General features: G+C 57.9%; 20 protein-coding genes, 1 tRNA gene and 1 pseudogene. 10 read left to right on the top strand and 12 right to left on the bottom strand.

The window, feature by feature from the left end:
* The first annotated feature begins 57 nt into the window (after window positions 1–57).
* Both BN1125_RS09375 and rimJ read left to right on the top strand, forming a co-directional pair.
* Window positions 58–612 (top strand): GNAT family N-acetyltransferase, encoded by a 555-nt coding sequence (locus tag BN1125_RS09375; protein WP_042012012.1) that lies wholly within the window; start codon window positions 58–60, stop codon window positions 610–612.
* Window positions 612–1,163, top strand: coding sequence for a ribosomal protein S5-alanine N-acetyltransferase (gene rimJ / locus BN1125_RS09380; RefSeq protein ID WP_042012013.1), 552 nt, complete (start codon window positions 612–614; stop codon window positions 1,161–1,163). Before BN1125_RS09375 ends, rimJ begins: the two co-directional genes overlap by 1 nt.
* A 62-nt stretch (window positions 1,164–1,225) precedes the next feature.
* Here the strand turns inward: rimJ and BN1125_RS09385 are convergent, their stop codons facing one another.
* The 3 genes from BN1125_RS09385 to BN1125_RS09395 form a co-directional block, all read right to left on the bottom strand.
* A complete protein-coding gene (locus BN1125_RS09385; RefSeq protein ID WP_042012030.1) occupies window positions 1,226–1,540 on the bottom strand; it encodes a hypothetical protein in 315 nt (104 codons plus the stop codon).
* Between the two features lie 307 nt (window positions 1,541–1,847).
* Window positions 1,848–2,909 carry an oxidoreductase gene (locus BN1125_RS09390; RefSeq protein ID WP_042012014.1) on the bottom strand — a complete coding sequence of 354 codons (1,062 nt, stop codon included), beginning with the start codon at window positions 2,907–2,909 and terminating at the stop codon, window positions 1,848–1,850.
* 135 nt (window positions 2,910–3,044) lie between these two features.
* Complete coding sequence (locus BN1125_RS09395) at window positions 3,045–4,208, bottom strand: multidrug effflux MFS transporter (protein WP_042012015.1); 1,164 nt, start codon at window positions 4,206–4,208, stop codon at window positions 3,045–3,047.
* A 238-nt stretch (window positions 4,209–4,446) separates the two neighbouring features.
* On the opposite strand from BN1125_RS09395, the gene rdgB reads away from it, so the two are divergent.
* Together rdgB and hemW are read left to right on the top strand one after the other, a co-directional pair.
* Window positions 4,447–5,043 carry an RdgB/HAM1 family non-canonical purine NTP pyrophosphatase gene (rdgB, locus tag BN1125_RS09400; protein ID WP_042012016.1) on the top strand — a complete coding sequence of 199 codons (597 nt, stop codon included), beginning with the start codon at window positions 4,447–4,449 and terminating at the stop codon, window positions 5,041–5,043.
* A 102-nt stretch (window positions 5,044–5,145) separates the two neighbouring features.
* The gene (gene hemW, locus BN1125_RS09405) at window positions 5,146–6,291 is read left to right on the top strand and encodes a radical SAM family heme chaperone HemW (RefSeq protein WP_042012017.1); all 1,146 of its coding nucleotides are present in this window, start codon (window positions 5,146–5,148) and stop codon (window positions 6,289–6,291) included.
* A 114-nt stretch (window positions 6,292–6,405) separates the two neighbouring features.
* Here the strand turns inward: hemW and BN1125_RS09410 are convergent, their stop codons facing one another.
* Together BN1125_RS09410 and zntR are read right to left on the bottom strand one after the other, a co-directional pair.
* Complete coding sequence (locus BN1125_RS09410; RefSeq protein WP_005340543.1) at window positions 6,406–6,645, bottom strand: alternative ribosome-rescue factor A; 240 nt, start codon at window positions 6,643–6,645, stop codon at window positions 6,406–6,408.
* A gap of 172 nt (window positions 6,646–6,817) precedes the next feature.
* On the bottom strand, window positions 6,818–7,273 hold the full coding sequence (gene zntR, locus BN1125_RS09415) for a Zn(2+)-responsive transcriptional regulator (protein WP_042012018.1): 456 nt from the start codon (window positions 7,271–7,273) through the stop codon (window positions 6,818–6,820).
* A gap of 415 nt (window positions 7,274–7,688) precedes the next feature.
* On the opposite strand from zntR, the gene purH reads away from it, so the two are divergent.
* The 4 genes from purH (at window position 7,689) to BN1125_RS09435 (ending at window position 11,866) form a co-directional block, all read left to right on the top strand.
* The gene (gene purH / locus BN1125_RS09420; protein WP_042012019.1) at window positions 7,689–9,281 is read left to right on the top strand and encodes a bifunctional phosphoribosylaminoimidazolecarboxamide formyltransferase/IMP cyclohydrolase; all 1,593 of its coding nucleotides are present in this window, start codon (window positions 7,689–7,691) and stop codon (window positions 9,279–9,281) included.
* A gap of 111 nt (window positions 9,282–9,392) precedes the next feature.
* Window positions 9,393–10,679, top strand: a complete 1,287-nt coding sequence (gene purD, locus BN1125_RS09425) for a phosphoribosylamine--glycine ligase (protein WP_042012020.1) — start codon at window positions 9,393–9,395, stop codon at window positions 10,677–10,679.
* A 277-nt stretch (window positions 10,680–10,956) separates the two neighbouring features.
* A complete protein-coding gene (locus BN1125_RS09430; RefSeq protein ID WP_005349056.1) occupies window positions 10,957–11,331 on the top strand; it encodes a cytochrome b562 in 375 nt (124 codons plus the stop codon).
* A complete protein-coding gene (locus BN1125_RS09435; protein WP_005358118.1) occupies window positions 11,312–11,866 on the top strand; it encodes a cytochrome b/b6 domain-containing protein in 555 nt (184 codons plus the stop codon). Before BN1125_RS09430 ends, BN1125_RS09435 begins: the two co-directional genes overlap by 20 nt.
* A 164-nt stretch (window positions 11,867–12,030) precedes the next feature.
* Here the strand turns inward: BN1125_RS09435 and BN1125_RS09440 are convergent.
* From BN1125_RS09440 to rpsU, 5 genes are all read right to left on the bottom strand, one after another.
* Window positions 12,031–12,107, bottom strand: a tRNA-Ile gene (locus tag BN1125_RS09440).
* A 186-nt stretch (window positions 12,108–12,293) separates the two neighbouring features.
* Window positions 12,294–14,186 (bottom strand): RNA polymerase sigma factor RpoD, encoded by a 1,893-nt coding sequence (gene rpoD / locus BN1125_RS09445; protein WP_342027734.1) that lies wholly within the window; start codon window positions 14,184–14,186, stop codon window positions 12,294–12,296.
* A 183-nt stretch (window positions 14,187–14,369) separates the two neighbouring features.
* A complete protein-coding gene (gene dnaG / locus BN1125_RS09450; RefSeq protein ID WP_042012022.1) occupies window positions 14,370–16,157 on the bottom strand; it encodes a DNA primase in 1,788 nt (595 codons plus the stop codon).
* A gap of 88 nt (window positions 16,158–16,245) precedes the next feature.
* Window positions 16,246–16,689: a GatB/YqeY domain-containing protein gene (locus tag BN1125_RS09455; RefSeq protein WP_042012023.1), complete on the bottom strand. Its 444-nt coding sequence runs from the start codon at window positions 16,687–16,689 to the stop codon at window positions 16,246–16,248.
* Between the two features lie 15 nt (window positions 16,690–16,704).
* A complete protein-coding gene (gene rpsU, locus BN1125_RS09460) occupies window positions 16,705–16,920 on the bottom strand; it encodes a 30S ribosomal protein S21 (RefSeq protein WP_005309452.1) in 216 nt (71 codons plus the stop codon).
* Window positions 16,921–17,098: 178 nt separating this feature from the next.
* On the opposite strand from rpsU, the gene tsaD reads away from it, so the two are divergent.
* On the top strand, window positions 17,099–18,112 hold the full coding sequence (tsaD, locus tag BN1125_RS09465) for a tRNA (adenosine(37)-N6)-threonylcarbamoyltransferase complex transferase subunit TsaD (protein WP_042012024.1): 1,014 nt from the start codon (window positions 17,099–17,101) through the stop codon (window positions 18,110–18,112).
* A gap of 459 nt (window positions 18,113–18,571) precedes the next feature.
* On the opposite strand, the pseudogene BN1125_RS09470 reads toward tsaD, so the two are convergent.
* Window positions 18,572–19,891: pseudogene (locus BN1125_RS09470) on the bottom strand (anaerobic C4-dicarboxylate transporter).
* A gap of 125 nt (window positions 19,892–20,016) precedes the next feature.
* Window positions 20,017–21,459 (bottom strand): aspartate ammonia-lyase, encoded by a 1,443-nt coding sequence (gene aspA, locus BN1125_RS09475; protein WP_042012025.1) that lies wholly within the window; start codon window positions 21,457–21,459, stop codon window positions 20,017–20,019.
* 443 nt (window positions 21,460–21,902) lie between these two features.
* Here aspA and BN1125_RS09480 point away from each other — a divergent pair, with 443 nt between their 5' ends.
* The gene (locus BN1125_RS09480; RefSeq protein ID WP_042012026.1) at window positions 21,903–22,379 is read left to right on the top strand and encodes an FxsA family protein; all 477 of its coding nucleotides are present in this window, start codon (window positions 21,903–21,905) and stop codon (window positions 22,377–22,379) included.
* Window positions 22,380–22,402: the final 23 nt, after the last annotated feature.

The raw sequence follows: 22,402 nt of genomic DNA on the forward strand, positions 1-22,402 counted from the left end.
TTTTTCTTGACCACTACACTGTTCGCTATTTGATCACTGATTTGAAAGGAGAATCCCATGTTTTCATGGCAGTTGGACGACGAGCTTGCGCTGCTCTTCTTGCAGCCGGATATGGCGAGCGAACTGTTTGCCCTCTGCAATGACAACCGGGAGTACCTCTCCCAGTGGCTACCCTGGCCGCCACTGATCCAGCGCCCCGTTGACAGCGCCCTCTTCATTCGCAGTGCCATCGAGAAGTTCGCCCGCGGCGAGGGGCTCACCACCGCCATCGAGTATCAGGGGGAGGTGGTGGGTGTTATAGGTTACAACAGCATCGATCACGACCTTGGCAAGGTGGTCATCGGTTACTGGCTGGCGGAGCGCTGGCAGGGCAACGGTATCATCACCCGGGCCTGTCAGGCCCTGATCCACCACGCCTTCGAGGAGATGGGGATGGATAAGGTGGAGATCAGCGCCGCCACCGATAACGAGCCCAGCAGGGCTGTTTGTGAACGGCTCGGGATGCAGCTGGAGGGGGTGACCCGGCGCGCAGAGCGGCTGGGCAACCGGATTGTGGACCATGCCCACTACAGCTTGCTGCGCGATGAGTGGCTAAGACAGAGGGAGTCCTGATGTCGCTGCCACATATCAAGACGGCCCGCACCCACCTGACCATACTGTCGCCGGATCGGGCCCCCATGATGCTCGACTTCTACCGGCGCAACCGCGATCATCTCGCCCCCTGGGAGCCGCTTCGGGACGAGCACTTTTACACCCTCTCTTACTGGCATGCCCGGCTACAGGACAGCTACAGCCAGTTCTTCAACGGCACCGGCGTCAATCTGGTGGCCCTCGATCCGGCTGGCGAGCGGGTGATCGCCACCTGTAACTTCAGCAATATCCTGATGGGGGTCTTCAAGGCGTGTCATCTGGGCTATGCCATCGACCAGCAGTATCAGGGGCAGGGGGTGATGGGAGAGGTGCTGTCAGCCGCCATCGACTACCTGTTTCGGGAGCACGATCTGCATCGCATCATGGCTTGCTATATGCCAGCCAATCAGCGTAGTGGCGCCCTGCTGGAGCGGCTCGGTTTCGAGCGGGAGGGATTCGCGCGGGCGTATCTGATGATCAATGGCCGCTGGGAGGATCACATCCTCACCTCGCTGATTAATCCGGCCCCCTGATTGACAGATAAAAAAACGGGCCCGAAGTTGCCTTCGGACCCGTCTTCGAATGAGGTGCAGGCTTAGTTGGCCTTGGCATCGCTCACTGCAGCTTCAACCTTGGTAGCCACTTCGTCAGCAGCTTTCTCAACGGTTGCAGTCGCTTCGGAAGTAGCTTTCTCAACGGTTGCAGTCGCTTCGGAAGTAGCTTTCTCAACGGTTGCAGTCGCTTCGGAAGTAGCTTTCTCTACGGTAGAGGTGGCTTCGCTAGCGGCTTTCTCTACAGTGGCAGCAACTTCGGCGGCCGGAGCAGCAGCAGGAGCGGCAGCTTTTTCTTCTTTTTGACCGCAAGCAGTCAACATCAGACCCAGGATACCGGCTACCAGTACTTTATTCATGTTCATACCCTCAAAAAATATGGAGAGATGGTTCTGCCAACCATCAAAGTGTGTCCTTTCACCCGGTTTCCCAATCATTGGCCGGGAGCCAAGAAGCGGGCGCAATATAGCAACAACGGTTACAGATGAAAACGGATATCACAATGACATTTTTCCTATCCAGGATAAAGAGAGCCACTGCAACGACTGATATCAATACAAGATGCCGTTAAATGGTGCCAATTGCACAATAAAACACCACCTTTCTGCCATCTTGTGGCGGTTTAACAAGGTCAAGGTTGGTCAAGCGCGGCCGATGACCCGCACCTTAGTCAGACAGCTTCTGACAGGGCAGCCGTTTTCCCTCAAGGTGGCTCTGACGGGCCAGATCCAGCAGCGCCATCACCGCCAGCGCTTCACTTGCTGGCACCGGGTTGCTTCCCTCGCCCTTGATGGCGGCGCAGACAGCGCGATAGTAGGCGCCATAATCCCCCGCCTCACCCACCACGCTCTGCTGCTGTAACTGACCATCGACAATGCGGCTGAGCTGACCGGGTTCGCTATCCATGCCCCAATCCGCCGCCGGTGGCCGCTTGCCCAGCTTGAGCTGATCTTCCTGCACATCCATACCGAATTTCACGAACGAGCCCTGGCTGCCGTGAATGACAAAGCGCGGCATGGTGGCTGAGACCAGACAGCTACCGTGCAGGATCACTCGCATCTCGCCAGACTGTTCACCATAGCCCAGCACCACATGAAAATAGTCGTCCGCCAGTGCGCCGTGGCGCTGCTCGGCCAGATCGGCCTGCAGCCAGTCCGGTTGGCCGAACAACTGCAGCGCCTGATCCAGTACGTGGGGGCCGAGATCGAACCAGAGGCCGGAGCCCGGGCCACCCGCTTCGCGCCAGCGCTGGCGCACCTCGGGGCGATAGCGATCGAAGTGGGATTCGAACTGGGCGATCTGCCCCAGCGTCCCTTCGGCAATCAAACGGCGCATGGTAAGGAAATCCCCGTCCCAACGACGGTTGTGGAAGATGCTGAGCAGCCGCTGCTGCTTTTCGGCCAACTCGACCAGCGCTTGCGCCTCGGCCAGATCCAGCGCAAACGGCTTGTCGATCACCACATGTTTGCCTGCCAGCAGCGCCTGGCGGGCGAGGGGGGCATGGGTGTCGTTGGGGGTGGCAATCACCACCAGATCGACGGTCTCATCGCTCAGTACCTCCTCCAGTGAACCGACCCGACAGCCGGGCAGATCGGCCTGCACCTTGGCGGCATCGCGGCTTACCACCCAACTCAGGGACAAGCCCGGCGTGGTAGAAAGGAAGGGGGCGTGGAAGGTCTTGCCTGCAAAGCCATAGCCCACCAAGGCTGCGTTAAGAGTGTGGCTCATCGGGAGTTCTCCGCTGACATCGAGTGAGTGGGGTTGCCATCGCCGGCTCTCTGCCGGATGGCCATACGCTGTAAAGGCGATACAAACGAGAAGGGGGCCGATGGCCCCCTGAGTGTGCCCATCAGAGCACAGGATTTATTGCAAACACAAGCGGCGGCCGCGCCGGGTCATCAGCATCACCAGAGGCGGCAGCAGTAGCCACATATGCAGTGCCAGCTGGCTGAGCGGGTCGTGCATCAGGGCGCCGGTCAAGCCAACCAGCGCGCCGGAGCCGCTCATCTGGAACAGGCCGAGCAGGGCGGCGGCGGTACCGGCGCAGTGGCCGAACGGTGCCAGCGCCATGCCGGCGGCCGCGCCCAGAATCATGGCAAAGCCGATGCTGGAGAGGAATACCGGCCCCATCATCGCCAGCGGATGTGCGATGTGCATCGCCAGGGTCAGGGCGATGGCAGAGAGCATCAATACCAGCAGGCCGATGCGCAGGGTGCGTCTTGGCCCTACTTTGGCAATAAAGCGGGGGGCCATGAAGCAGGCCAGAATGTTGAGCGCGGCGTTGGCGGTAAACCAGTAGCTAAAGCCGCTCATATCCAGCCCCAGCTTCACCATCAGCTGCACCGGGGCCGCGGTGACATAGGCGAGGATCACCGCCATCGCCAGCATGCACAGCGCGGCGTTGAACAGAAAGCTGGGGGATCGTAGCACAGGGCTGTAGCGCGACCAGCTGATGAGGGCCCCTTCGCTGCGGGTCTCCTCCGGGCGGGTCTCCGGCATCCGCCACATCAGCCAGCTGCCGACGATGAGCGCATAACCGGCCATAAACCAGAAGTTGGCAGACCAGCCCGCCTTGGCGGTGAGCCAGCCACCGAGCAGGGGGGCCAGCGCCGGAATAAAGCAGATGGCGCCATTGAGGTAGGAGATCATCTGGCCGCTCTTTTTCGGGCCGTAGCTGTCACGCACCACCGAGAAAGCCGCGACCGAAGTGGCACAGGCACCGAAGCCCTGCAGCACCCGGGCCAGCATCAATTCGCCGAGGCTGGCGGCAAAACCGGCCCCCAGCGCGCTCAGGCCGTAGAGCAGCACGCCGCCCAGAGCGATGGGCTTGCGACCGTAGCGATCGGCCAGCGGGCCAACAAGCAGTTGCCCCAGCCCCATGCTGAACAGGAACCAGGTGATGGTGCCCTGCATCAGGGTTACTTCGGCGCCCAGCTGCTCGGCCATCTGCGGGATGGCGGGCAAGTAGATGTCGATGGCCAGCGGACTGAACAGCACCAGTAGTACGAGCAAAAGTATCAATGGCATCTGTCACCTCTTTAGTCAGCCAGGTTAATGAATTGGGGCGCGAGTCTACTGACTCACAGTAATGAATAGAAATGGTATTTAATCACTTTGGTTATTCCATTATGGAAACATGTATTAAAAAGCTGGTTATTCGATGGCTTCCAATCACCCGCAACCCCATCACAGCGGGTGTAATTGACGCTTTTACTAAACGCTTGCGCCGCATAGAATGCGCAGATTATTTTTGCGGAGGTGCGCGATGAACAAGCTTGTCCTGGCAACAGGGAACCAGAAAAAGGTGAAGGAATTGGCCGCCATGCTGGCCGATATGAAGATCCAGGTGATCCCACAGAGCGAGTTTGCGGTCTCAGATGCCGATGAGACCGGCACCACCTTCGTCGAGAATGCCATCATCAAGGCCCGCCACGCCGCCCGCATTACCGGTCTGCCCGCCGTGGCCGATGACTCCGGTCTGGAAGTCGACCTGCTGCAAGGGCGCCCCGGCGTTTACTCCGCCCGCTTTGCCGGTGTGGGTGCCGGTGACAAGGCCAATATCGAGAAGCTGCTCGGCGAGCTGCAAGGGGCTCCCGAGTACCTGAAGAGCGCCCGCTTCTGGTGTGTGCTGGTCTATATGCGCCATGCCGACGATCCCACCCCCATCATCTGTCAGGCGAGCTGGGAAGGGATGATCATCGACGAGCCGCGCGGTCAGCACGGTTTCGGCTATGACCCCGTCTTCTTCGTACCTGATCACGACTGCACCGCCGCCCAGATGCCAAGCGATCTGAAAAACCAGTTGAGCCATCGCGGTCAGGCGCTGGCCAAGCTCAAAGCGGCGCTGGCTGCGGCGCACTGAGTCACTTCGCCACCTTGTCGGTTACACACGGTCAATTACACAGTCAATTACACACTGTCATCTACAATGGGGGCCTTGAGCCCCCGTTTTATTGGAAGCCCCATGCTGCAACTGCCGCCGCTCTCTCTCTATATTCATGTGCCCTGGTGCGTCCAGAAGTGCCCTTACTGTGACTTCAACTCCCATGCCCAGAAGGGGGAGTTGCCTCACCTCGAATATGTCGCCGCTCTGCTGGAAGATCTGGATCAGGATCTGAAGTGGGCACAAGGGCGGCCGCTCTCCTCAATCTTTATTGGCGGTGGCACCCCCAGCCTGTTGACGGTGGAGGCGATGCAAGCCTTGCTGGACGGGGTACGGGCCCGCATTGTGCTCACCGCAGATTGCGAGATTACCATGGAGGCCAACCCAGGCACGGTGGAGGCGGACAAGTTTGCCGGTTTCCAGCGCGCTGGCATCAACCGCATCTCCATCGGGGTGCAGAGTTTCCAGCAGGAGAAGTTGACCCGCCTCGGCCGCATTCACGGCCCGGAAGAGGCGCGCAAGGCCGCTGCACTTGCCCATGCCATCAAGTTGCCTACCTTCAATCTGGATCTGATGCACGGTCTGCCGGATCAGAGTCTGGATGATGCCCTTTATGATCTGCAGCAGGCCATCGATTGCGCACCGCCGCACCTCTCCTGGTATCAGCTCACCATAGAGCCGAACACGGCGTTTGCCTCCAAACCGCCGCGGCTGCCGGAAGATGACACCCTGTGGGACATCTACGAGCAGGGCCACGCCATGCTCACCGCCAGAGGTTATCGCCAGTACGAGATCTCGGCTTATGCCAAAGAGGGCTACCAGTGCCATCACAACCTCAACTACTGGCGCTTTGGCGACTATCTGGGGATCGGCTGTGGTGCCCACGGCAAGGTGACTGATCTCGCGGCTCAGCAGATCCTGCGCACCGCCAAGGTGAAGCATCCGAAAGGGTATCTGGACAAGCGTCGCCCCTATCTGGACGAGCAGTGGCTGGTGACGGCAGACGATCTGCCGCTCGAATACTTTATGAACCGCTTCCGCCTGTTTGAACCGGCCCCCAAGGCGGAGTTCGAGGCCTATACCGGCTTGCCGCTGGAGCGGGTGGAGACGGTGCTCGCCATCGCCCAGAGCAAGGAGCTGATAGAAGATTTGGGGGAGAGCTGGCAGCTCACCTCCCTCGGCCATCGCTATCTCAACGTGCTGCTCGAACTCTTTATGGATGAGTGAGTGCGGGTTCACGAGCTTGTCGAAGCCGTGAGCCACTCTTTGGTGAACCCGGTTTCGAGATAACAATCAGGGCGCCATTGGCGCCCTGATTGTTTATGGTCGGTAGAAACCCGCTCAGCAGCAGACGCGGATCATCTGCTGTTGGCCGGGCTCCCACCGCTTGCCAAATTTGGCCTTGCGCTGGTAACTCCCCTTGCCCTTCTTGTTGCGCTCAACCCGGCTGCGAAACAGCGGATCGGAGAGCAGGGCGTGCAGATGGTTATCCTTTATTTCGCCGCGCTGATGGGCATAGTTGCCCCCTTGCGCATTTTCCTCACGGGGGAGGGCGGGTTGGTCGACCCGAATTTTGGCCATGATGGCTCCTCTTCTTTTCTCTTGGTGTGTTGACTCTTGTGTTTGGATGGCGGTTTTCGCTGCGGGCGCCGGTTCAGGCTAGCGCCCGGCAACCGGATGCACTGGCACCGGTTAAAAACGCGGCGATTTTGTCACCAAATCGCCGCCGGAGCAATGACCCTGGCCAGCGCCATCAGCTGTGAACCGGGTCATGCTCATCGTGGTTGTGATGCTCGTGATGGGCCGGGGCACCAGATTCCAGCGTCTCGAGGATGGCGCAGTGTTCCGCCGAGCGGGGGCCGCCGCAGCAGATATTGGAGAGCTCGCGCAGGTTGTCGCGAAAGCGGGTCAGTTCGATGATCTTCTGCTCCACCTGGGCCAGCTTGGTGTCGGCCACTGCTTTCACCTCCTGACAGGTGACTCTGGCCTTGTTGGTATCGAGGTCGAGCAGTTCGCCGATATCGGCCAGCGAGAATCCCACCGACTTGGCGCGGATGATGAATTCCAGCCGCCGCTTGTCCTGTTCGCTGTAGAGGCGGTAGCCAGATTCATTTCGGATCCCCGGTGAGATAAGCCCGTTCTTCTCGTAAAAACGCAGGGTATCTGCCTTGACCCCGCACGCCTTGGCCAGTTCACCGATCCGATACATGCTCTCTCTCCCCTTGAATGTATGCCGCCACAAAAACCGGAATCCACTATCACCCCTTTGCCCATGGATTGCCAGCCAAGGGCATAAAAGGGGCAGATAAACATCTCCTGGCGACCCTTTTTTCCATAAAACACTGAAAGTGCAAACGTTTCGAGAAAATCAGGTGGAAAACGTTTAACGCCGCGCCAAATAAGGCTTTGCCGTTTCAAAAAATCCACCACAGGTCACATTTTTTGTGTAGAATACGCGCCCATAACAGAGCGCCGCACCAAGCGGGCATTTCCTAAAACGCTTTTGCCGGATGTCGGGGCGAGAGTGGTTTGCGAAATCCCCCACTTCCATTTATTTGGGGACTCTCTGTGTTGAGCCTCGCCTCCCATGGAACGGTCCCCGTTATGTTGAGGACGATAGTGTGATGGAACAAGCTCGACCCATTCGCCGTGCGCTGCTGAGTGTGTCTGACAAAACTGGCATTCTGGAATTTGCCAAGGCACTCAACGAGCGTGGTATTGCCCTGCTCTCCACGGGTGGTACCGCCAAGCTGCTTGGCGAGGCGGGTCTGCCGGTGACCGAGGTCTCCGACTACACGGGTTTTCCTGAAATGATGGATGGCCGGGTCAAGACCCTGCATCCCAAGGTTCATGGCGGCATCCTCGGTCGTCGGGATCAGGATGACGCCATCATGGCCCAACACGCTATCTCCCCTATCGACATGGTTGTCGTCAACCTCTACCCCTTCGCCGCGACAGTGGCCAAAGCGGGCTGTACCCTGGCTGATGCGGTCGAGAACATCGACATCGGCGGTCCGACCATGGTGCGCTCTGCGGCCAAAAACCATAAAGATGTCGCTATCGTCGTCAAGGCTGCCGATTACGACCGCGTCATCCGCGAGATGGATGGCAACGGCAACAGTCTGACCCTTGCCACCCGTTTCGATCTGGCCATCGCAGCCTTCGAGCACACTGCTGCCTACGATGGCATGATCGCCAACTACTTCGGCACCATGGTGCCCTCTTATGGCGACAACAAGGAAGGTGACGAGGAGTCCCGCTTCCCGCGCACCTTCAACAGCCAGTTCATCAAGAAGCAGGACATGCGCTACGGCGAAAACAGCCATCAGGCTGCCGCCTTCTACGCCGAAGAGCATGCCGCGCCGGGTTCTGTCTCCAGCGCTATCCAGCTGCAGGGCAAGGCGCTCTCCTACAACAACATCGCCGATACCGATGCGGCGCTGGAGTGTGTGAAGGAGTTCAGCGAGCCGGCCTGCGTCATCGTCAAGCATGCCAACCCCTGCGGTGTGGCTATTGGTAGCGACCTGCTGAGTGCCTACGATCGCGCTTACCAGACCGACCCCACCTCCGCCTTTGGCGGCATCATCGCCTTCAACCGCGAGTTGGATGGCGCCACTGCCGCAGCCATCGTGGCCCGCCAGTTTGTCGAAGTGATCATCGCCCCGACCGTCAGCCAGGAGGCCCGCGATGCTGTTGCCGCCAAGCAGAACGTGCGTCTACTCGAATGCGGGCAGTGGACGGCTCCGGCGCAAGGGTTTGACCTCAAGCGCGTCAACGGCGGCCTGCTGGTGCAGGAGCGGGATCTCGGCATGGTGACGCTGGGCGACCTGACCGTGGTCAGCAAGCGCCAGCCGACCGAGGCTGAGCTGCAAGATCTGCTGTTCTGCTGGAAAGTGGCCAAGTTCGTCAAATCCAATGCCATCGTCTACGCCAAAGATGGCCAGACCATCGGTGTCGGCGCCGGCCAGATGAGCCGCGTTTATTCGGCCAAAATCGCCGGTATCAAGGCGGCGGACGAAGGGTTGACCGTGGCGGGCTCCGTGATGGCCTCCGATGCCTTCTTCCCGTTCCGCGACGGTATCGATGCTGCCGCGCAGGCCGGTATCTCCTGCGTGATCCAGCCTGGTGGCTCGATGCGCGATCAGGAGGTGATCGACGCGGCTGACGAGCACGGCATGTGCATGGTGTTCACCAACATGCGCCATTTTCGTCATTGATGGGTCAGGGGCTGCCGATGGCGGCCCTTTTGTTGTCTCTTTTCAACTGACTATTGCGACCGGCTTCCCTCTGGCGGAAGCCTGTGACCTCACATAGAAGCGAGCGATACGATGAAAGTACTGATCATTGGCAATGGTGGCCGTGAACATGCCCTGGCCTGGAAGGCCAAGCACTCTCCACTGGTGCATCACGTTTTTGTGGCGCCGGGTAATGCGGGCACCCAGCTTGAGCCGGGTGTCGAGAACGTCGCCATCGACGCGACCGATATCGAAGGGCTGCTGGCCTTTGCCAAAGAGAAGCAGATCGGCCTCACCATCGTCGGCCCGGAAGCGCCGCTGGTGAAAGGGGTGGTGGATGCCTTCCGCGCCGCCGGTCAGCCCATCTTTGGCCCGACCGCTGCCGCTGCCCAGTTGGAAGGTTCCAAGGCATTCACCAAGGATTTCCTGGCCCGTCACGCCATCCCGACTGCCGACTACCAGAACTTCACCGAAGTGGAGCCTGCGCTCGCTTATCTGCGCGAGAAGGGCGCCCCCATCGTCATCAAGGCCGATGGTCTGGCGGCGGGCAAGGGGGTGATTGTCGCCATGACCTTGCAGGAAGCGGAAGATGCGGTGCGTGACATGCTCTCCGGCAATGCTTTTGGTGAAGCGGGCTCCCGAGTGGTGATAGAAGAGTTTCTGGATGGCGAAGAGGCCAGCTTCATCGTCATGGTCGACGGCGAGCATGTGCTGCCGATGGCCACCAGTCAGGATCACAAGCGGGTGGGCGATGGTGATACCGGCCTCAACACCGGCGGCATGGGGGCTTACTCCCCGGCGCCTGTGGTGACCGCCGAGGTACATCAGAAGGTGATGGAGCAGGTGATCATGCCGACCGTGCGTGGCATGGCTGCCGAAGGCAACGTCTACACCGGCTTCCTCTATGCCGGTCTGATGATCGATACCGCTGGCAATCCCAAGGTGATCGAATTCAACTGCCGTTTCGGCGATCCCGAGACCCAGCCCATCATGCTGCGGATGCAGTCCGATCTGGTGGAGCTCTGTCTGGCCGCTTGCGCAGGCAAGCTGGATCAGAAAGAGGCCATTTATGATCCCCGCGCCGCTATCGGCGTGGTGTTGGCGGCGGGAGGCTATCCCGGCGATTACAGCACCAATCACCCCATCAGCGGCTTGCCAGTGGATGAAGTGGCGGGCGAGAAGGTGTTTCATGCCGGCACCCGTCTGGAGGGCGATACCAGCCTGACCGCTGGCGGCCGTGTGCTGTGCGCCACCGCCCTTGGCCAAACCGTGGCAGAAGCCCAGCAGCGTGCCTATCAGCTCGCTGGCCGCATCAAGTGGGATGGCGTCTTCTACCGCAAGGATATCGGCTGGCGCGCCATTGCTCGCGAACAGGAGTAACTGACGCCAGCAAATGGCCAGCTGATTCAGACCCCGCTACGGCGGGGTTTTTTGTCCTTGTTTACCGCTTTCAACCATCCTCTTGTCGCGCGTCACCAGCGTTCAATCAGTTACCAAGCGCAAACAAGCGCGGCATATTTGTCACTATTTGCCACAAAAAACAGCATTTTTCACAAACGCTTCACCATGAGTCATGGCATCATGCTGGTGATGAATTCTTGTTTGGATTCATAAGTACCTCTAACAATTCGAGCATGTCGTTATATAAGGAAATCCCATGTTGAAAACCGTCCGCCCCCTGCTGCTGCCCCTGATGTTTGGCCTGATGACCCTGCCTGCCGTGGCGGGTGATCTGGAACAGCCGATGAAGAAGATTGGCTTCAACTACAAGCAGGCCGTCAAGGCTGATGATGCAGCCACCATGGAGAAGCACATCAACGAGATGAAGGCCCAGCTGGATGTGGCCAAGCAGAAGAACATGCCGGCTGCCAAAAAAGAGAAATTCCTTGAAGGGATGAACGAGGTACAGACCGAGCTGGACGCCAGCCTGGCCGCACTCAAGGCGGGTGATGAAGCCAAGGCGCGCGAACATCTGGCCAAGGTCAACGACCTGAAGAAGGAGTACCACAAATATGCCAAGCAAAAAGGGTGAGCCCTTTCGCTGGGATCCGCTGGTTCGCCTGACCCACTGGGGCTTGGCGGCGGTCTGTATCGGCAACCTCTGGGTTAACGAAGCGGGGGAGGAGTGGCACGAGTGGCTGGGTTACGGCGCCATTGGGTTGGTCTCCTTGCGTCTGCTCTGGGGGCTCACTTTCGCCCGTGGCTACGCTCGCCTTGGTGCCCTCATCCCCAGCGGTGAGGATTTTCGCCAGCAAGCGCGCGAGATGCGTGAGCGGCAGCCTCCGGCACCGGGTCATCACGGTAGCGGCAAGCTGGCAGTGTGGGCGCTCTGGCTGGTTGTGCTGGCGACAGCAGGCAGCGGCTGGTTTCAAAATACCGAGACGGGATTTGAACTGGGGGCTGACGAGTGGCATGAGTGGTGCGTGGTGGCGCTGCAGGGGCTGATTGGTCTGCACCTGCTAGCCATTGTCTTCACCTCCTGGCGTCAGCGCAGCAATCTGGTCACCCGGATGCTGCCCGCCGGGCGTCGCTCGTCCATCCAGAGCGGCAGCAACGAGCAAACCTGAGGCTCAGCATTAGGCTCCTTGTCTCTGAGTGAGGCGCCTGATCCGGACCCTGCCCAGACCCGCCCATGGCGGGTCTTTTCTATGGCCTCATCGTTCTCATCGCTGGATATTGCCCGATCGGCAGATGCAAAAAGGCCGCTCATGATGAGCGGCCTTTTTCAATTTGGTGGCCCCTGGGGGACTTGAACCCACGACCAATCGATTATGAGTCGACTGCTCTGACCAACTGAGCTAAGGGGCCAAATTGTGCGTTTAGCGGCGTGGATTATAGGGGAAGAGGAAAGGGCAGTCTATAGGCATATCAACCACTTGGCGACTAATTATCCAGATTGATAAAGAGTAAAAGCGAGTCGCAAGGTGAAATACCAGACAAAACAAAGCCCCGCATGGCGGGGCTTTGGCAGAGCAGTTTGACGCAACGTCAGGACTATTCGTCCAGGAAGCTGCGCAGCACTTCCGAGCGGCTCGGGTGGCGCAATTTGCGCAGCGCCTTGGCTTCGATTTGACGAATACGCTCACGGGTAACGTCGAACTGTTTGCCCACTTCCTCAAGGGTGTGGTCAGTGTTCATGTCGATACCGAAACGCATCCGCAGTACCTTGGCTTCGCGGGCGGTCAGGCCTGCCAGCACTTCGCGGGTAGCGTTGCGCAGGCTTTCGCTGGTGGCAGCATCGGCCGGCAGTGCCAGGGTGGTATCTTCGATGAAGTCGCCCAAGTGGGAATCTTCATCATCACCGATGGGCGTCTCCATGGAGATCGGCTCTTTGGCGATTTTCAGTACCTTGCGGATCTTGTCTTCCGGCATGCCCATGCGCATGGCCAGCTCTTCCGGGTTCGGTTCACGACCCATCTCCTGCAGCATCTGACGGGAGATACGGTTGAGCTTGTTGATGGTCTCGATCATATGCACCGGGATACGGATGGTACGGGCCTGATCCGCGATGGAGCGGGTAATGGCCTGACGGATCCACCAGGTGGCATAGGTCGAAAACTTGTAGCCGCGACGGTATTCAAACTTGTCGACCGCTTTCATCAGACCGATGTTGCCCTCCTGGATCAGATCCAGGAACTGCAGACCTCGGTTGGTGTACTTCTTGGCGATGGAGATAACCAGACGCAAGTTGGCCTCAACCATCTCTTTCTTCGCACGGCGGGCCTTGGCCTCACCGATACTCATACGACGGTTGATATCCTTGATCTGGGCAATCGACAGACCGGTCTCTTCTTCGATCTGCTGCAGCTTGCCGATGGCGCGCTGGATATCCTCGTCCATTTCAACCAGACGGGGAGACCAGGCTTTGCCAGCCTGCTTCTGGTATTCAAACCAGGCAGTTTCACACTCGTTGTTGGTGAAGGCCGCGACGAAGGTTTTCTTCGGCATTTTGGCCTGCTCAACGCAGAGCTTCAGGATGATGCGTTCCTGCACCCGGACGCGTTCCATCATCTCGCGCATGTTGTTGACCAGGCGATCAAACTGCTTGGGCATCAGGCGGAATTGGCGGAATACATCGGCCAGCTGGGCGATGGCTGCCTGGGTATCTTGGTGCGCGCGGCCATTCTTCTGAATGGAGAGGCGGGTTACCTCGTACTGGGCACGCAGCTCGCCGAACTTCTCGCGAGCGACTTCCGGATCCGGGCCACCGTCACCATCGTCGTCAGAGTTGTCGCCGTCTTCGTCTTCGTCTTCCTCTTCTTCGTCCTCATCGTCCAGATCTTCTTCGCTGAGTTCGGAACCGATATGCGTGGCAGTCGGTGCCATGTCTTCGGTTTCGTTCGGGTCAATGAAGCCAGAGATGATGTCAGAGAGACGCAGCTGCTCGGCTTCGTACTTGTCGTACTGTTCGAGCAGGTAAGTAATTGCTTCAGGGTACTCGGCGACGGAGCTTTGTACCTGGTTGATTCCGTCTTCGATCCGCTTGGCGATGTCGATTTCGCCTTCGCGGGTCAGCAGTTCGACGGTACCCATTTCCCGCATGTACATGCGGACAGGATCGGTCGTACGACCAATCTCAGATTCAACAGATGCCAGAGCCTGGGCCGCTGCTTCGGCAGCGTCCTCATCGGCGGTACCACCTTCTGCCATGATAAGGTCATCGGCATCCGGAGCGTTTTCAACCACTTGAATGCCCATATCGTTGATCATCTGAATGATGTCTTCGATCTGGTCTGAATCGACAATGTCTTGCGGGAGGTGATCGTTCACCTCGGCATAGGTCAGGTAGCCCTGTTCTTTACCTTTGGCAACGAGGAGTTTAAGCTGAGACTGCGGGGTTTGCTCCATAGAACTCATCCGGTTGGTGTTGCTAGGTTGCGCGTACAGTGCGCTGCTGCGCAAATAGCCAATTCTAATAGAAAACCGCCAGACATGCTATGTCTGGTTGCGGCGTCGGTCATGAGAAACCCCTGCCCGCTGTATTGTCGGGGCCAGGCGGTTATAAAATTTTTGCTTTTCATCCCGTCGATTCGGGCATCGCTATCCATATTGGGACTAATCACTTAAATATCAAGCCCCACTCTCATTTCTTTTCTCAATTTGCACCTCTCTTATCAGCATCATCAGCTCTTGGGTTTCTTCGGAGCTTAGTCCTTCCTGAGCCACTTTGGCCTGCAATTCTTCGATCCGCTGTTTCAGAAACTGGTTAATGAAACCGACGAAGGTGTCCTGCAATTCTCCCAGAATATCGGGTTCTTGGTCGAGCCTGATCTCTTCAAACAGATCGTGCATGGCCAGCTGGGCGAGGATCTCCCCCTCTTTGGTGCCACGCCAGTGTTCCAGCAGAATACCAGTGGTGATCCCGGGCTGTGCCAGGATCTGCTGGTGTAGTTGCAGCAGAAACTTGATGCCCTGTACGCGTAGTCCGGCCAACTCCGGCATGGGGGGAAGCTCAGCCGTTACTGCCGGATATTGCACCATCAGTGCCAGTGCTCGGCGCAGTGGGGTCAGCTTGGCAGCCTTGGGTTTGTTGACCCCGGCTTTGGGCTGGTTATTGCGGGCAAAGAGCTCGGCGATACGCTGCTTGTTCTCGCCCCAGCGCATCATGCTGGAGAGGCGGGTGATCAACCCTTCGCGAGTAAACCCTTCCGGTACGCGACGAATAAGTTCGGCAGCCTTGTTGGCTACCTCGAACTTGCCAGCCTCACCGGAGAGGGCTGCATCCCGCCCGAGACGCTCGAACATGAAGTCGGCGAACGGTTGGGCTTCATCGAGCAGGGCTTCAAAGCCCTCCTTACCGATCTGGCGTACCAGCGAGTCGGGATCCTCGCCATCGGGCAGGAACACGAACTTCAGCTCGCGGCCATCCTGCAAATGGGGGAGGGCATTATCCAGTGCTCGCCAGGCGGCTTCACGACCGGCGTTGTCACCGTCGTAGCAGCAGACCACCTCGGCGGTGGTGCGAAACAGGGTGTGGATATGGTCGCTGGTCGTTGCAGTACCCAGCGCCGCCACCGCATAGTCGATGTCGTACTGACCGAGTGCCACCACGTCCATGTAGCCTTCCACCACAAGGATCCGGCGCGGATCCTTGTGTGCCTGCTTCACTTCGTAGAGACCGAACAGCTCCCGCCCTTTATGGAAGATGGGGGTTTCCGGCGAGTTCAGGTACTTGGGGGTGCCATCCCCCAGCACCCGGCCACCGAAACCGATGACCCGGCCACGCTTGTCGCGGATCGGGAACATGATGCGATCGCGGAAACGATCATAACTACCCGGGCCATTGTCACGGGTGATCAGCATGCCGCCCGAGATAAGCAACTGCTCGTGATCCCGGCTGGCGCCGAAGCGGCGACGTACCTGATCCCAATCGTTTGGGGCATAACCGATGTTGAAGCGCTTGACCACTTCGCCAGTCAGGCCACGTCCCTTGAGGTACTCCACCGCATGGGACGCGCTCTTGAGATTGCTCTCGTAGAAGCGGGCGATCTGGTTCATCAGCTCGAACAGATCCTTGCTGACGGCGGGCTGGCTATTGGCCGAGCCGCCGATACTCTGTTCGCGAGGCACCTGCATGCCTTGCATGCTGGCGAGCTCTTCGATGGCATCGGGAAATTCTAGACCGTCGTACTCCATGACAAAGCCGATTGCGTTGCCGTGGGCGCCACAGCCGAAACAGTGGTAGAACTGCTTCTCCTGGCTGACGGTAAAAGAGGGGCTTTTTTCGTTATGAAAAGGGCAGCAAGCCTGGTAGTTCTTACCGGCTTTTTTCAGCCGCACTCGCGAGTCGATCAGCTCGACTATGTCTGTGCGTACGAGCAGATCGTCGATAAAGGATTGGGGGATCCTGCCTGCCATAACCGTCCTGTTTCATTGCGGAGAAAATAAAAAAGCCGCGCATTCCAAGGGAAGCACGGCTTCTTCGACCAAACAAGAGAGTTGCCTGTTACGCCAAGCGGGTTTTCACCTGAGCACTGACGGCGCCGACATCGGCACGCCCCTGAATTTTCGGCTTCAAGACAGCCATGACCTTGCCCATATCAGCCATAACGGCAGCACCACTTTCAGTGATGGCTTGCTCGATCAGGGCGGCAATTTCATCTGCGGTCAGCTGTTGCGGCAGGAATTCCTGCAACACAACGATCTCGGCGGACTCTTTGTCGGCGAGATCCTGGCGACCGGCAGCGTCAAATTGGCTGATGGAATCGCGGCGCTGTTTGACCATTTTGGTCACGACAGCGAGGATATCCTCATCATTCAGCTCGATACGGGTATCGACTTCACGTTGCTTGATTTCTGCCATCAACAACCGGATAGCACCCAACCGTGGCTTGTCTTTGGCAAGCATGGCGAGTTTTTGCTGATCCTTGAGTTGATCCTTCAGAGACACGGCATGAACCCTTGATTAGTACAGGCGGATACGACGTGCGTTTTCGCGAGACAGCTTCTTGGCGTGACGCTTAACGGCAGACGCTTTGGCGCGCTTACGAATGGTAGTCGGCTTCTCGTAGAACTCACGGCTACGAACTTCGGACAGGATACCGGCTTTTTCGCAAGAACGCTTGAAGCGACGCAGAGCAACGTCAAACGGCTCATTTTCACGGACTTTGATTACTGGCATGTGCCTTTCACCTCAGTGATAAATTGTTAGCTGACCTTCAATCGATCAGCATGTCTTAAAATGGTGCGAAATTATACTCTGGACAGGGAATGAAAGTAAACCCGCAGAGATCGCTCTGGTTTAAAAAACCCGCGAAGGTTACCATAGCCGTCTCATTTTAGCAGTGAAATTTTTAGCAATGCGTGTATTGGGCATAGAGACATCCTGTGACGAAACCGGGATCGCGATCTTCGACGATCAAAAAGGGATCCTTTCCCACCAGTTATATAGCCAGGTCAAGCTGCATGCGGACTACGGTGGCGTCGTCCCCGAGCTCGCCAGCCGGGATCACGTTCGCAAGACGATCCCCTTGATCCAGGCCGCATTGCAAGAGGCGGGACTGGGCAAGGATGACATCGACGGCATCGCCTATACCGCGGGCCCGGGTCTGGTGGGCGCCATTCTGGTAGGGGCCACCATCGGCCGCTCGCTGGCGATGGCGTGGAACAAGCCGGCTATCGCCGTCCACCATATGGAAGGCCACCTATTGGCGCCCATGTTGGAAGAGAAAGCCCCCGAATTCCCCTTCGTCGCGCTGCTGGTCTCCGGTGGCCACTCCATGCTGGTGAGGGTCGATGGCATCGGCAGCTATCAGCTGCTGGGGGAATCCATCGACGATGCGGCGGGCGAAGCATTCGACAAGACCGCCAAGCTGATGGGGCTGGATTATCCGGGTGGCCCGTTGCTCTCCCGTCTGGCCGAGAAGGGCACCAAGGGGCGCTTCCATTTTCCGCGTCCCATGACTGATCGTCCCGGGCTTGACATGAGCTTCTCCGGTCTCAAGACCTTTGCTGCTAACACTATCGCTGCCAATGGGGATGACGAACAGACTCGTGCCGATATCGCCAGAGCCTTTGAGGATGCCGTAGTCGATACCCTGGCCATCAAGTGTCGTCGCGCCTTGAAAGAGACCGGTCTCACGCGTCTGGTGGTCGCCGGTGGTGTGAGTGCCAACCGTCATCTGCGTGCCCAGCTGGCCGAGCTGATGGAGAGCCTCAAGGGGGAGGTCTTCTATCCGCGCACCGAATATTGCACCGATAACGGCGCAATGATTGCCTATGCCGGTATGCAGCGCTTGAAAGCGGGCGTGTTCGAACCGCTGGTGGTCAAAGCCGTGCCGCGCTGGCCGCTGGATACTCTGGACCCGGTCTGACCCAGAGGATCCCGCCCCTTATTGGGGGATAATCTGCCTTGGCCATGCTCCCGATAATGCGGGAGCTTGTCCGAGGTATTTTTTTGCTTGTTTCTCGACATATCTCCCTTCACATCGGCAGAGATGTCTGCCAGACCTGCAGCAATACCTCGAGGCCTGTTTGGCGGGCCAATGGTTCGCTATCAATTGAATTTATAGATTTTACCGATGTGCCCCATCTTGCATGACGCGATAAATCAGATCGCGCCACAAGCGTCTTCTAAAGCGATGGTGATGATTGGGGAGGGATGGACATTTCCGGGACAACCAAAAGGCTGTCACGGCCATTGAGGGGCTTATGAGGCGAGCTTTACCATCACTTGTCTTATATGGCTGCAAAAATCAAGTCTTTGAAAGAGGCGATAAAAAATCCCCGCCAGTTGGCGGGGATGTTTGTTTGGCGAGCGGCAGGCGATGTGATTACAACAGGATGCCGCCGAAGAAGAAGCCCAGCGTTACGGCGATGGCGATAGTGGCGGTGCCGGGTACGAAGAAGGGATGGTTGAACACCGCCTTACCGATACGGGTGGAGCCGGTGTCATCCATCTCTACCGCAGCCAGCAGGGTTGGGTAGGTTGGCAGTACGAACAGGGCGCTCACGGCTGCGAAGGAGGCAATCGCAGTCAGCGGGCTGACACCCAATGCCAGTGCGGCAGGCATCAGCGCTTTGGTGGTGGCACCTTGTGAATAGAGCAGCATGGCGGCAAAGAACAGCACCACGGCCAGCAACCAGGAGTACTGGTTCAGCAGATCGCCTGCGATCAGCTGGATGGTGTCCATGTTGCCTTTAACGAAGACGTTACCCAGCCAGGCGACACCCAGTACGCAGATACAGGCGGACATACCGGACTTGAAGGTTGGCATGTTAGTGACCTGGGTGGCGTCCAGTTTGCAGACCAGGGTCATAATGGTGGCCGCAGCCAGCATGATACCCATGATGGCACCGTCACGGGGGATCGGCGGGTTGGTGATCAGGCCCACTTTACCGGAGATGGCAGTGGCATAAGCCATGACAGCAACGATGGCGGTGATGAAGATCCAGACAGAGAGCTTGGCGTACGGCTTGATCTCCAGCTAAGTGGTGCCGCGCAGCTTGATCAGCCCCTTGGCTTTGCGATCCAGATAGACATCGTCCTGATCCAGCGGCTTGCCCATCATGTTGGCAATGAAGGCACCAAGGATACAGGCCAGGAAGGTTGAGGGGATGCAGATCGCCAGCAGGGTCAGGTAGTCAACACCAAACGGCTCGAGCATGCCGGAGAAGGCAACCACAGCGGCAGAGATCGGAGAGGCTGTGATGGCGATCTGGGAGGCAACAACCGCGATGGAGAGCGGGCGGGATGGACGGATCCCTTGCTCTTTGGCCACTTCGGCGATAACCGGCAGGGTAGAGAAGGCGGTATGACCGGTGCCGGCCAGCATAGTCATCAGATAGGTGACGACCGGGGCGGCGAAGGTGATGTATTTGGGGTTCTTGCGCAGCGCTTTTTCTGCCAGGGAGACCAGGTAGTCCATCCCGCCAGCCAGTTGCATACAGGCGATGGCGCAGATGACGGACGCGATGATCATGATCACATCCCAAGGGATATAGCTGACCAGCTGATCACTCGGGATGGGCATGCCCAGCCCCCACGTCAATACCAGAACCCCCAGACCACCGGCAAAGCCGATGCCGATGCTGCCTATCCGGGCCCCCAGATAGATAGCGGCGAGCACGACAAGTAACTCGATTCCAATCATAGCGATAACTCCATTTTTTAGTTTTTTGGTTTTTATTTGGCAAAAAGCCAATTCCCGATCGGGCTGGGGATAAGGCCAATCGGGAACTGACTTTGTGGGCCGGGAAGATCCCGGCCCACACTCGCTTATACGGCGGCTTCGCGGGTGAAGCGCTTGGCTTTGTATTGCGGGTTCATCAGGTTCTCGATAGAGAGAATTTCGTCCAGTTGCTCGGCGCTCAGCAGGCCGCGCTCCAGCACCACTTCGCGGACGTTCTTGCCAGTCTGGGCACAAATCTTGCCGACGATGTCACCTTCGTGGTGGCCGATGAAGGGGTTCAGGTAGGTCACGATCCCGATGGAGTTCAGCACGTGGTTCATGCAGATTTCCGGATTGGCGGTGATACCTTCCACGCACTTCTCGCGCAGGGAGATGCAGGCTTTTTCCATCAGGCTCAGGGATTCGAACATCGCCTGACCAATCACCGGCTCCATGACGTTCAGCTGCAGCTGACCGGCTTCGGCGGCGAAGGTGATGGTGATGTCGTTACCGAATACCTTGAAGCAGGATTGGTTGACCACTTCCGGGATAACCGGATTGACCTTGGCCGGCATGATGGAAGAGCCAGCCTGCATTTCCGGCAGGTTGATCTCTTTGAGTGCGGTGCGCGGGCCAGAGGAGAGCAGACGCAGGTCGTTACAGATCTTGGAGAGCTTCATGGCCAGACGCTTGATGGCGCCGTGCAGCATGACGTAGGCGCCGCAATCGGAGGTCGCTTCGATCAGATCTTCTGCCGGCACATAGGCACGACCGGTGATCTCGGCCAGACGCTGAATGGCCAGCTTGGAGTACTCGGGCGGCGTGTTCAGACCGGTACCGATGGCGGTAGCGCCCAGGTTCACTTCCAGCAGCAGCTCCTGGCAACGCTTGATGGATTTGATCTCTTCGCGCAGGGTCACGGCGAACGCGTGGAACTCCTGACCCAGGGTCATCGGAACCGCATCTTGCAGCTGGGTACGGCCCATCTTCAGGACTTTCTTGAACTCGTCAGCCTTGGCATCGAAGGTGGCGATCAGGTGCTCAAGGGCATGCAGGGTCACGTCGGTGCTGTTGACCACGGCCACGCGAAAACCGGTAGGGTAGGCGTCGTTGGTGGACTGGCACTTGTTGACGTGATCGTTGGGGTTGATGACGTCGTAACGACCTTTCTCCAGACCCATCAGTTCGAGGGCAATGTTGGCCAGTACTTCGTTGGTGTTCATGTTGACGGAGGTGCCCGCACCACCCTGATACACATCGACCGGGAACTGGTCGAAGCATTTGCCGGTCTTCAGCATCAGGTCACAGGCTTCCACGATCTTGTCTGCAATTTCAGGACGGATGGTGCCCAGTTCGCCGTTGGCCAGCGCAGCGGCCTTTTTGGTCAGCACCATACCACGGACGAATTCCGGAACGTCAGAAATCTTCTGAGAGCTGATCTTGAAGTTCTCGACAGCGCGCAGGGTGTGCACACCATAGTAGAGATCATTGGAAACTTCTTTAGTGCCCAGCAGGTCTTCTTCAATGCGGACGTTCTTGATGTCGCTCATTGTAATGCCTCAGAAATCAGATAAATGGAAAAATCCTCACCGAGTGGTCGCGAGTTCCGTGCGCACAGCTCATCCTGAAGCACCACACACCGAGTGGGGCGATTGGGAGTGTAACCTCCCTCATAACTAATCAATATACTACTCCAATTGAGGTATCGGTTGTTAGAGCTGGATCACTAATCTGGTGACATCTTCAAATTCCTTTGATTTATGTACACATATGTTGCACATGATTTATCGCACTGATTTTTATGAAAATTTGTAATGTATTGCTGGTTTTTTAGTGCATGGTTGATGGGGGTGTCATTTGGATGGCTTGAAAAGGGCAGGTTGGCCCCCATTTATTGGGGGTAGAAAGTGGTGGCTCGTGCGTCTAAACAGCGTGTGCGGCTCCCGATTCGCGGGACCACTTTTTCTAACATTTGACTGGTTTTGGAGCTTATATGGGCAAGCTGTTTCTGCTGTTGGTGGGTCTGGTGGTACTGGAGCTCACCGTGATGATCGAGGTCGGTTCTGTGATTGGAGCGCTGCCGACCGTTGGCTTGCTCATCCTGACCGCCATTCTTGGCTCGTCTCTGGTGCGCAGTGAAGGGCTCAAGACGCTGTTCAGCGCCCAGCAAAAGATGCAGATGGGCGAGATGCCAGGCCGCGAAGTGATGGGCGGCATGATACTGGCGCTGGCCGGTCTGCTGCTGATCATCCCGGGTTTCGTTACCGATATGTTCGGTGTGCTGTTGCTGCAACCCTGGCTGCGTAACAAGCTGGCCGACAAGCTGATCGGCAGCAACCAGTTCAGAATGCAGATGGGTGGTTTTCAGCGAACTCAATCGCCGTTTGGCAACACACCGCCCGATGAGCATCTGGGGCAACCCAAGCAGGGTGGTACCACTATCGAAGGCGAGTTTGAGCGTAAAGAGTGAATGTGATTGGCAGAGGGTTGGGA

This window comes from Aeromonas fluvialis (assembly GCF_000819885.1).
Lineage (GTDB): Bacteria > Pseudomonadota > Gammaproteobacteria > Enterobacterales > Aeromonadaceae > Aeromonas > Aeromonas fluvialis.

Bases quoted from the DNA above. Each gene is read 5' to 3' on its own strand.
- BN1125_RS09375 (WP_042012012.1), top strand. From the start codon at position 58: ATGTTTTCATGGCAGTTGGACGACGAGCTTGCGCTGCTCTTCTTGCAG.
- rimJ (WP_042012013.1), top strand. From the start codon at position 612: ATGTCGCTGCCACATATCAAGACGGCCCGCACCCACCTGACCATACTG.
- BN1125_RS09385 (WP_042012030.1), bottom strand. From the start codon at position 1,540: ATGAATAAAGTACTGGTAGCCGGTATCCTGGGTCTGATGTTGACTGCT.
- BN1125_RS09390 (WP_042012014.1), bottom strand. From the start codon at position 2,909: ATGAGCCACACTCTTAACGCAGCCTTGGTGGGCTATGGCTTTGCAGGC.
- BN1125_RS09395 (WP_042012015.1), bottom strand. From the start codon at position 4,208: ATGCCATTGATACTTTTGCTCGTACTACTGGTGCTGTTCAGTCCGCTG.
- rdgB (WP_042012016.1), top strand. From the start codon at position 4,447: ATGAACAAGCTTGTCCTGGCAACAGGGAACCAGAAAAAGGTGAAGGAA.
- hemW (WP_042012017.1), top strand. From the start codon at position 5,146: ATGCTGCAACTGCCGCCGCTCTCTCTCTATATTCATGTGCCCTGGTGC.
- BN1125_RS09410 (WP_005340543.1), bottom strand. From the start codon at position 6,645: ATGGCCAAAATTCGGGTCGACCAACCCGCCCTCCCCCGTGAGGAAAAT.
- zntR (WP_042012018.1), bottom strand. From the start codon at position 7,273: ATGTATCGGATCGGTGAACTGGCCAAGGCGTGCGGGGTCAAGGCAGAT.
- purH (WP_042012019.1), top strand. From the start codon at position 7,689: ATGGAACAAGCTCGACCCATTCGCCGTGCGCTGCTGAGTGTGTCTGAC.
- purD (WP_042012020.1), top strand. From the start codon at position 9,393: ATGAAAGTACTGATCATTGGCAATGGTGGCCGTGAACATGCCCTGGCC.
- BN1125_RS09430 (WP_005349056.1), top strand. From the start codon at position 10,957: ATGTTGAAAACCGTCCGCCCCCTGCTGCTGCCCCTGATGTTTGGCCTG.
- BN1125_RS09435 (WP_005358118.1), top strand. From the start codon at position 11,312: ATGCCAAGCAAAAAGGGTGAGCCCTTTCGCTGGGATCCGCTGGTTCGC.
- dnaG (WP_042012022.1), bottom strand. From the start codon at position 16,157: ATGGCAGGCAGGATCCCCCAATCCTTTATCGACGATCTGCTCGTACGC.
- rpsU (WP_005309452.1), bottom strand. From the start codon at position 16,920: ATGCCAGTAATCAAAGTCCGTGAAAATGAGCCGTTTGACGTTGCTCTG.
- tsaD (WP_042012024.1), top strand. From the start codon at position 17,099: ATGCGTGTATTGGGCATAGAGACATCCTGTGACGAAACCGGGATCGCG.
- aspA (WP_042012025.1), bottom strand. From the start codon at position 21,459: ATGAGCGACATCAAGAACGTCCGCATTGAAGAAGACCTGCTGGGCACT.
- BN1125_RS09480 (WP_042012026.1), top strand. From the start codon at position 21,903: ATGGGCAAGCTGTTTCTGCTGTTGGTGGGTCTGGTGGTACTGGAGCTC.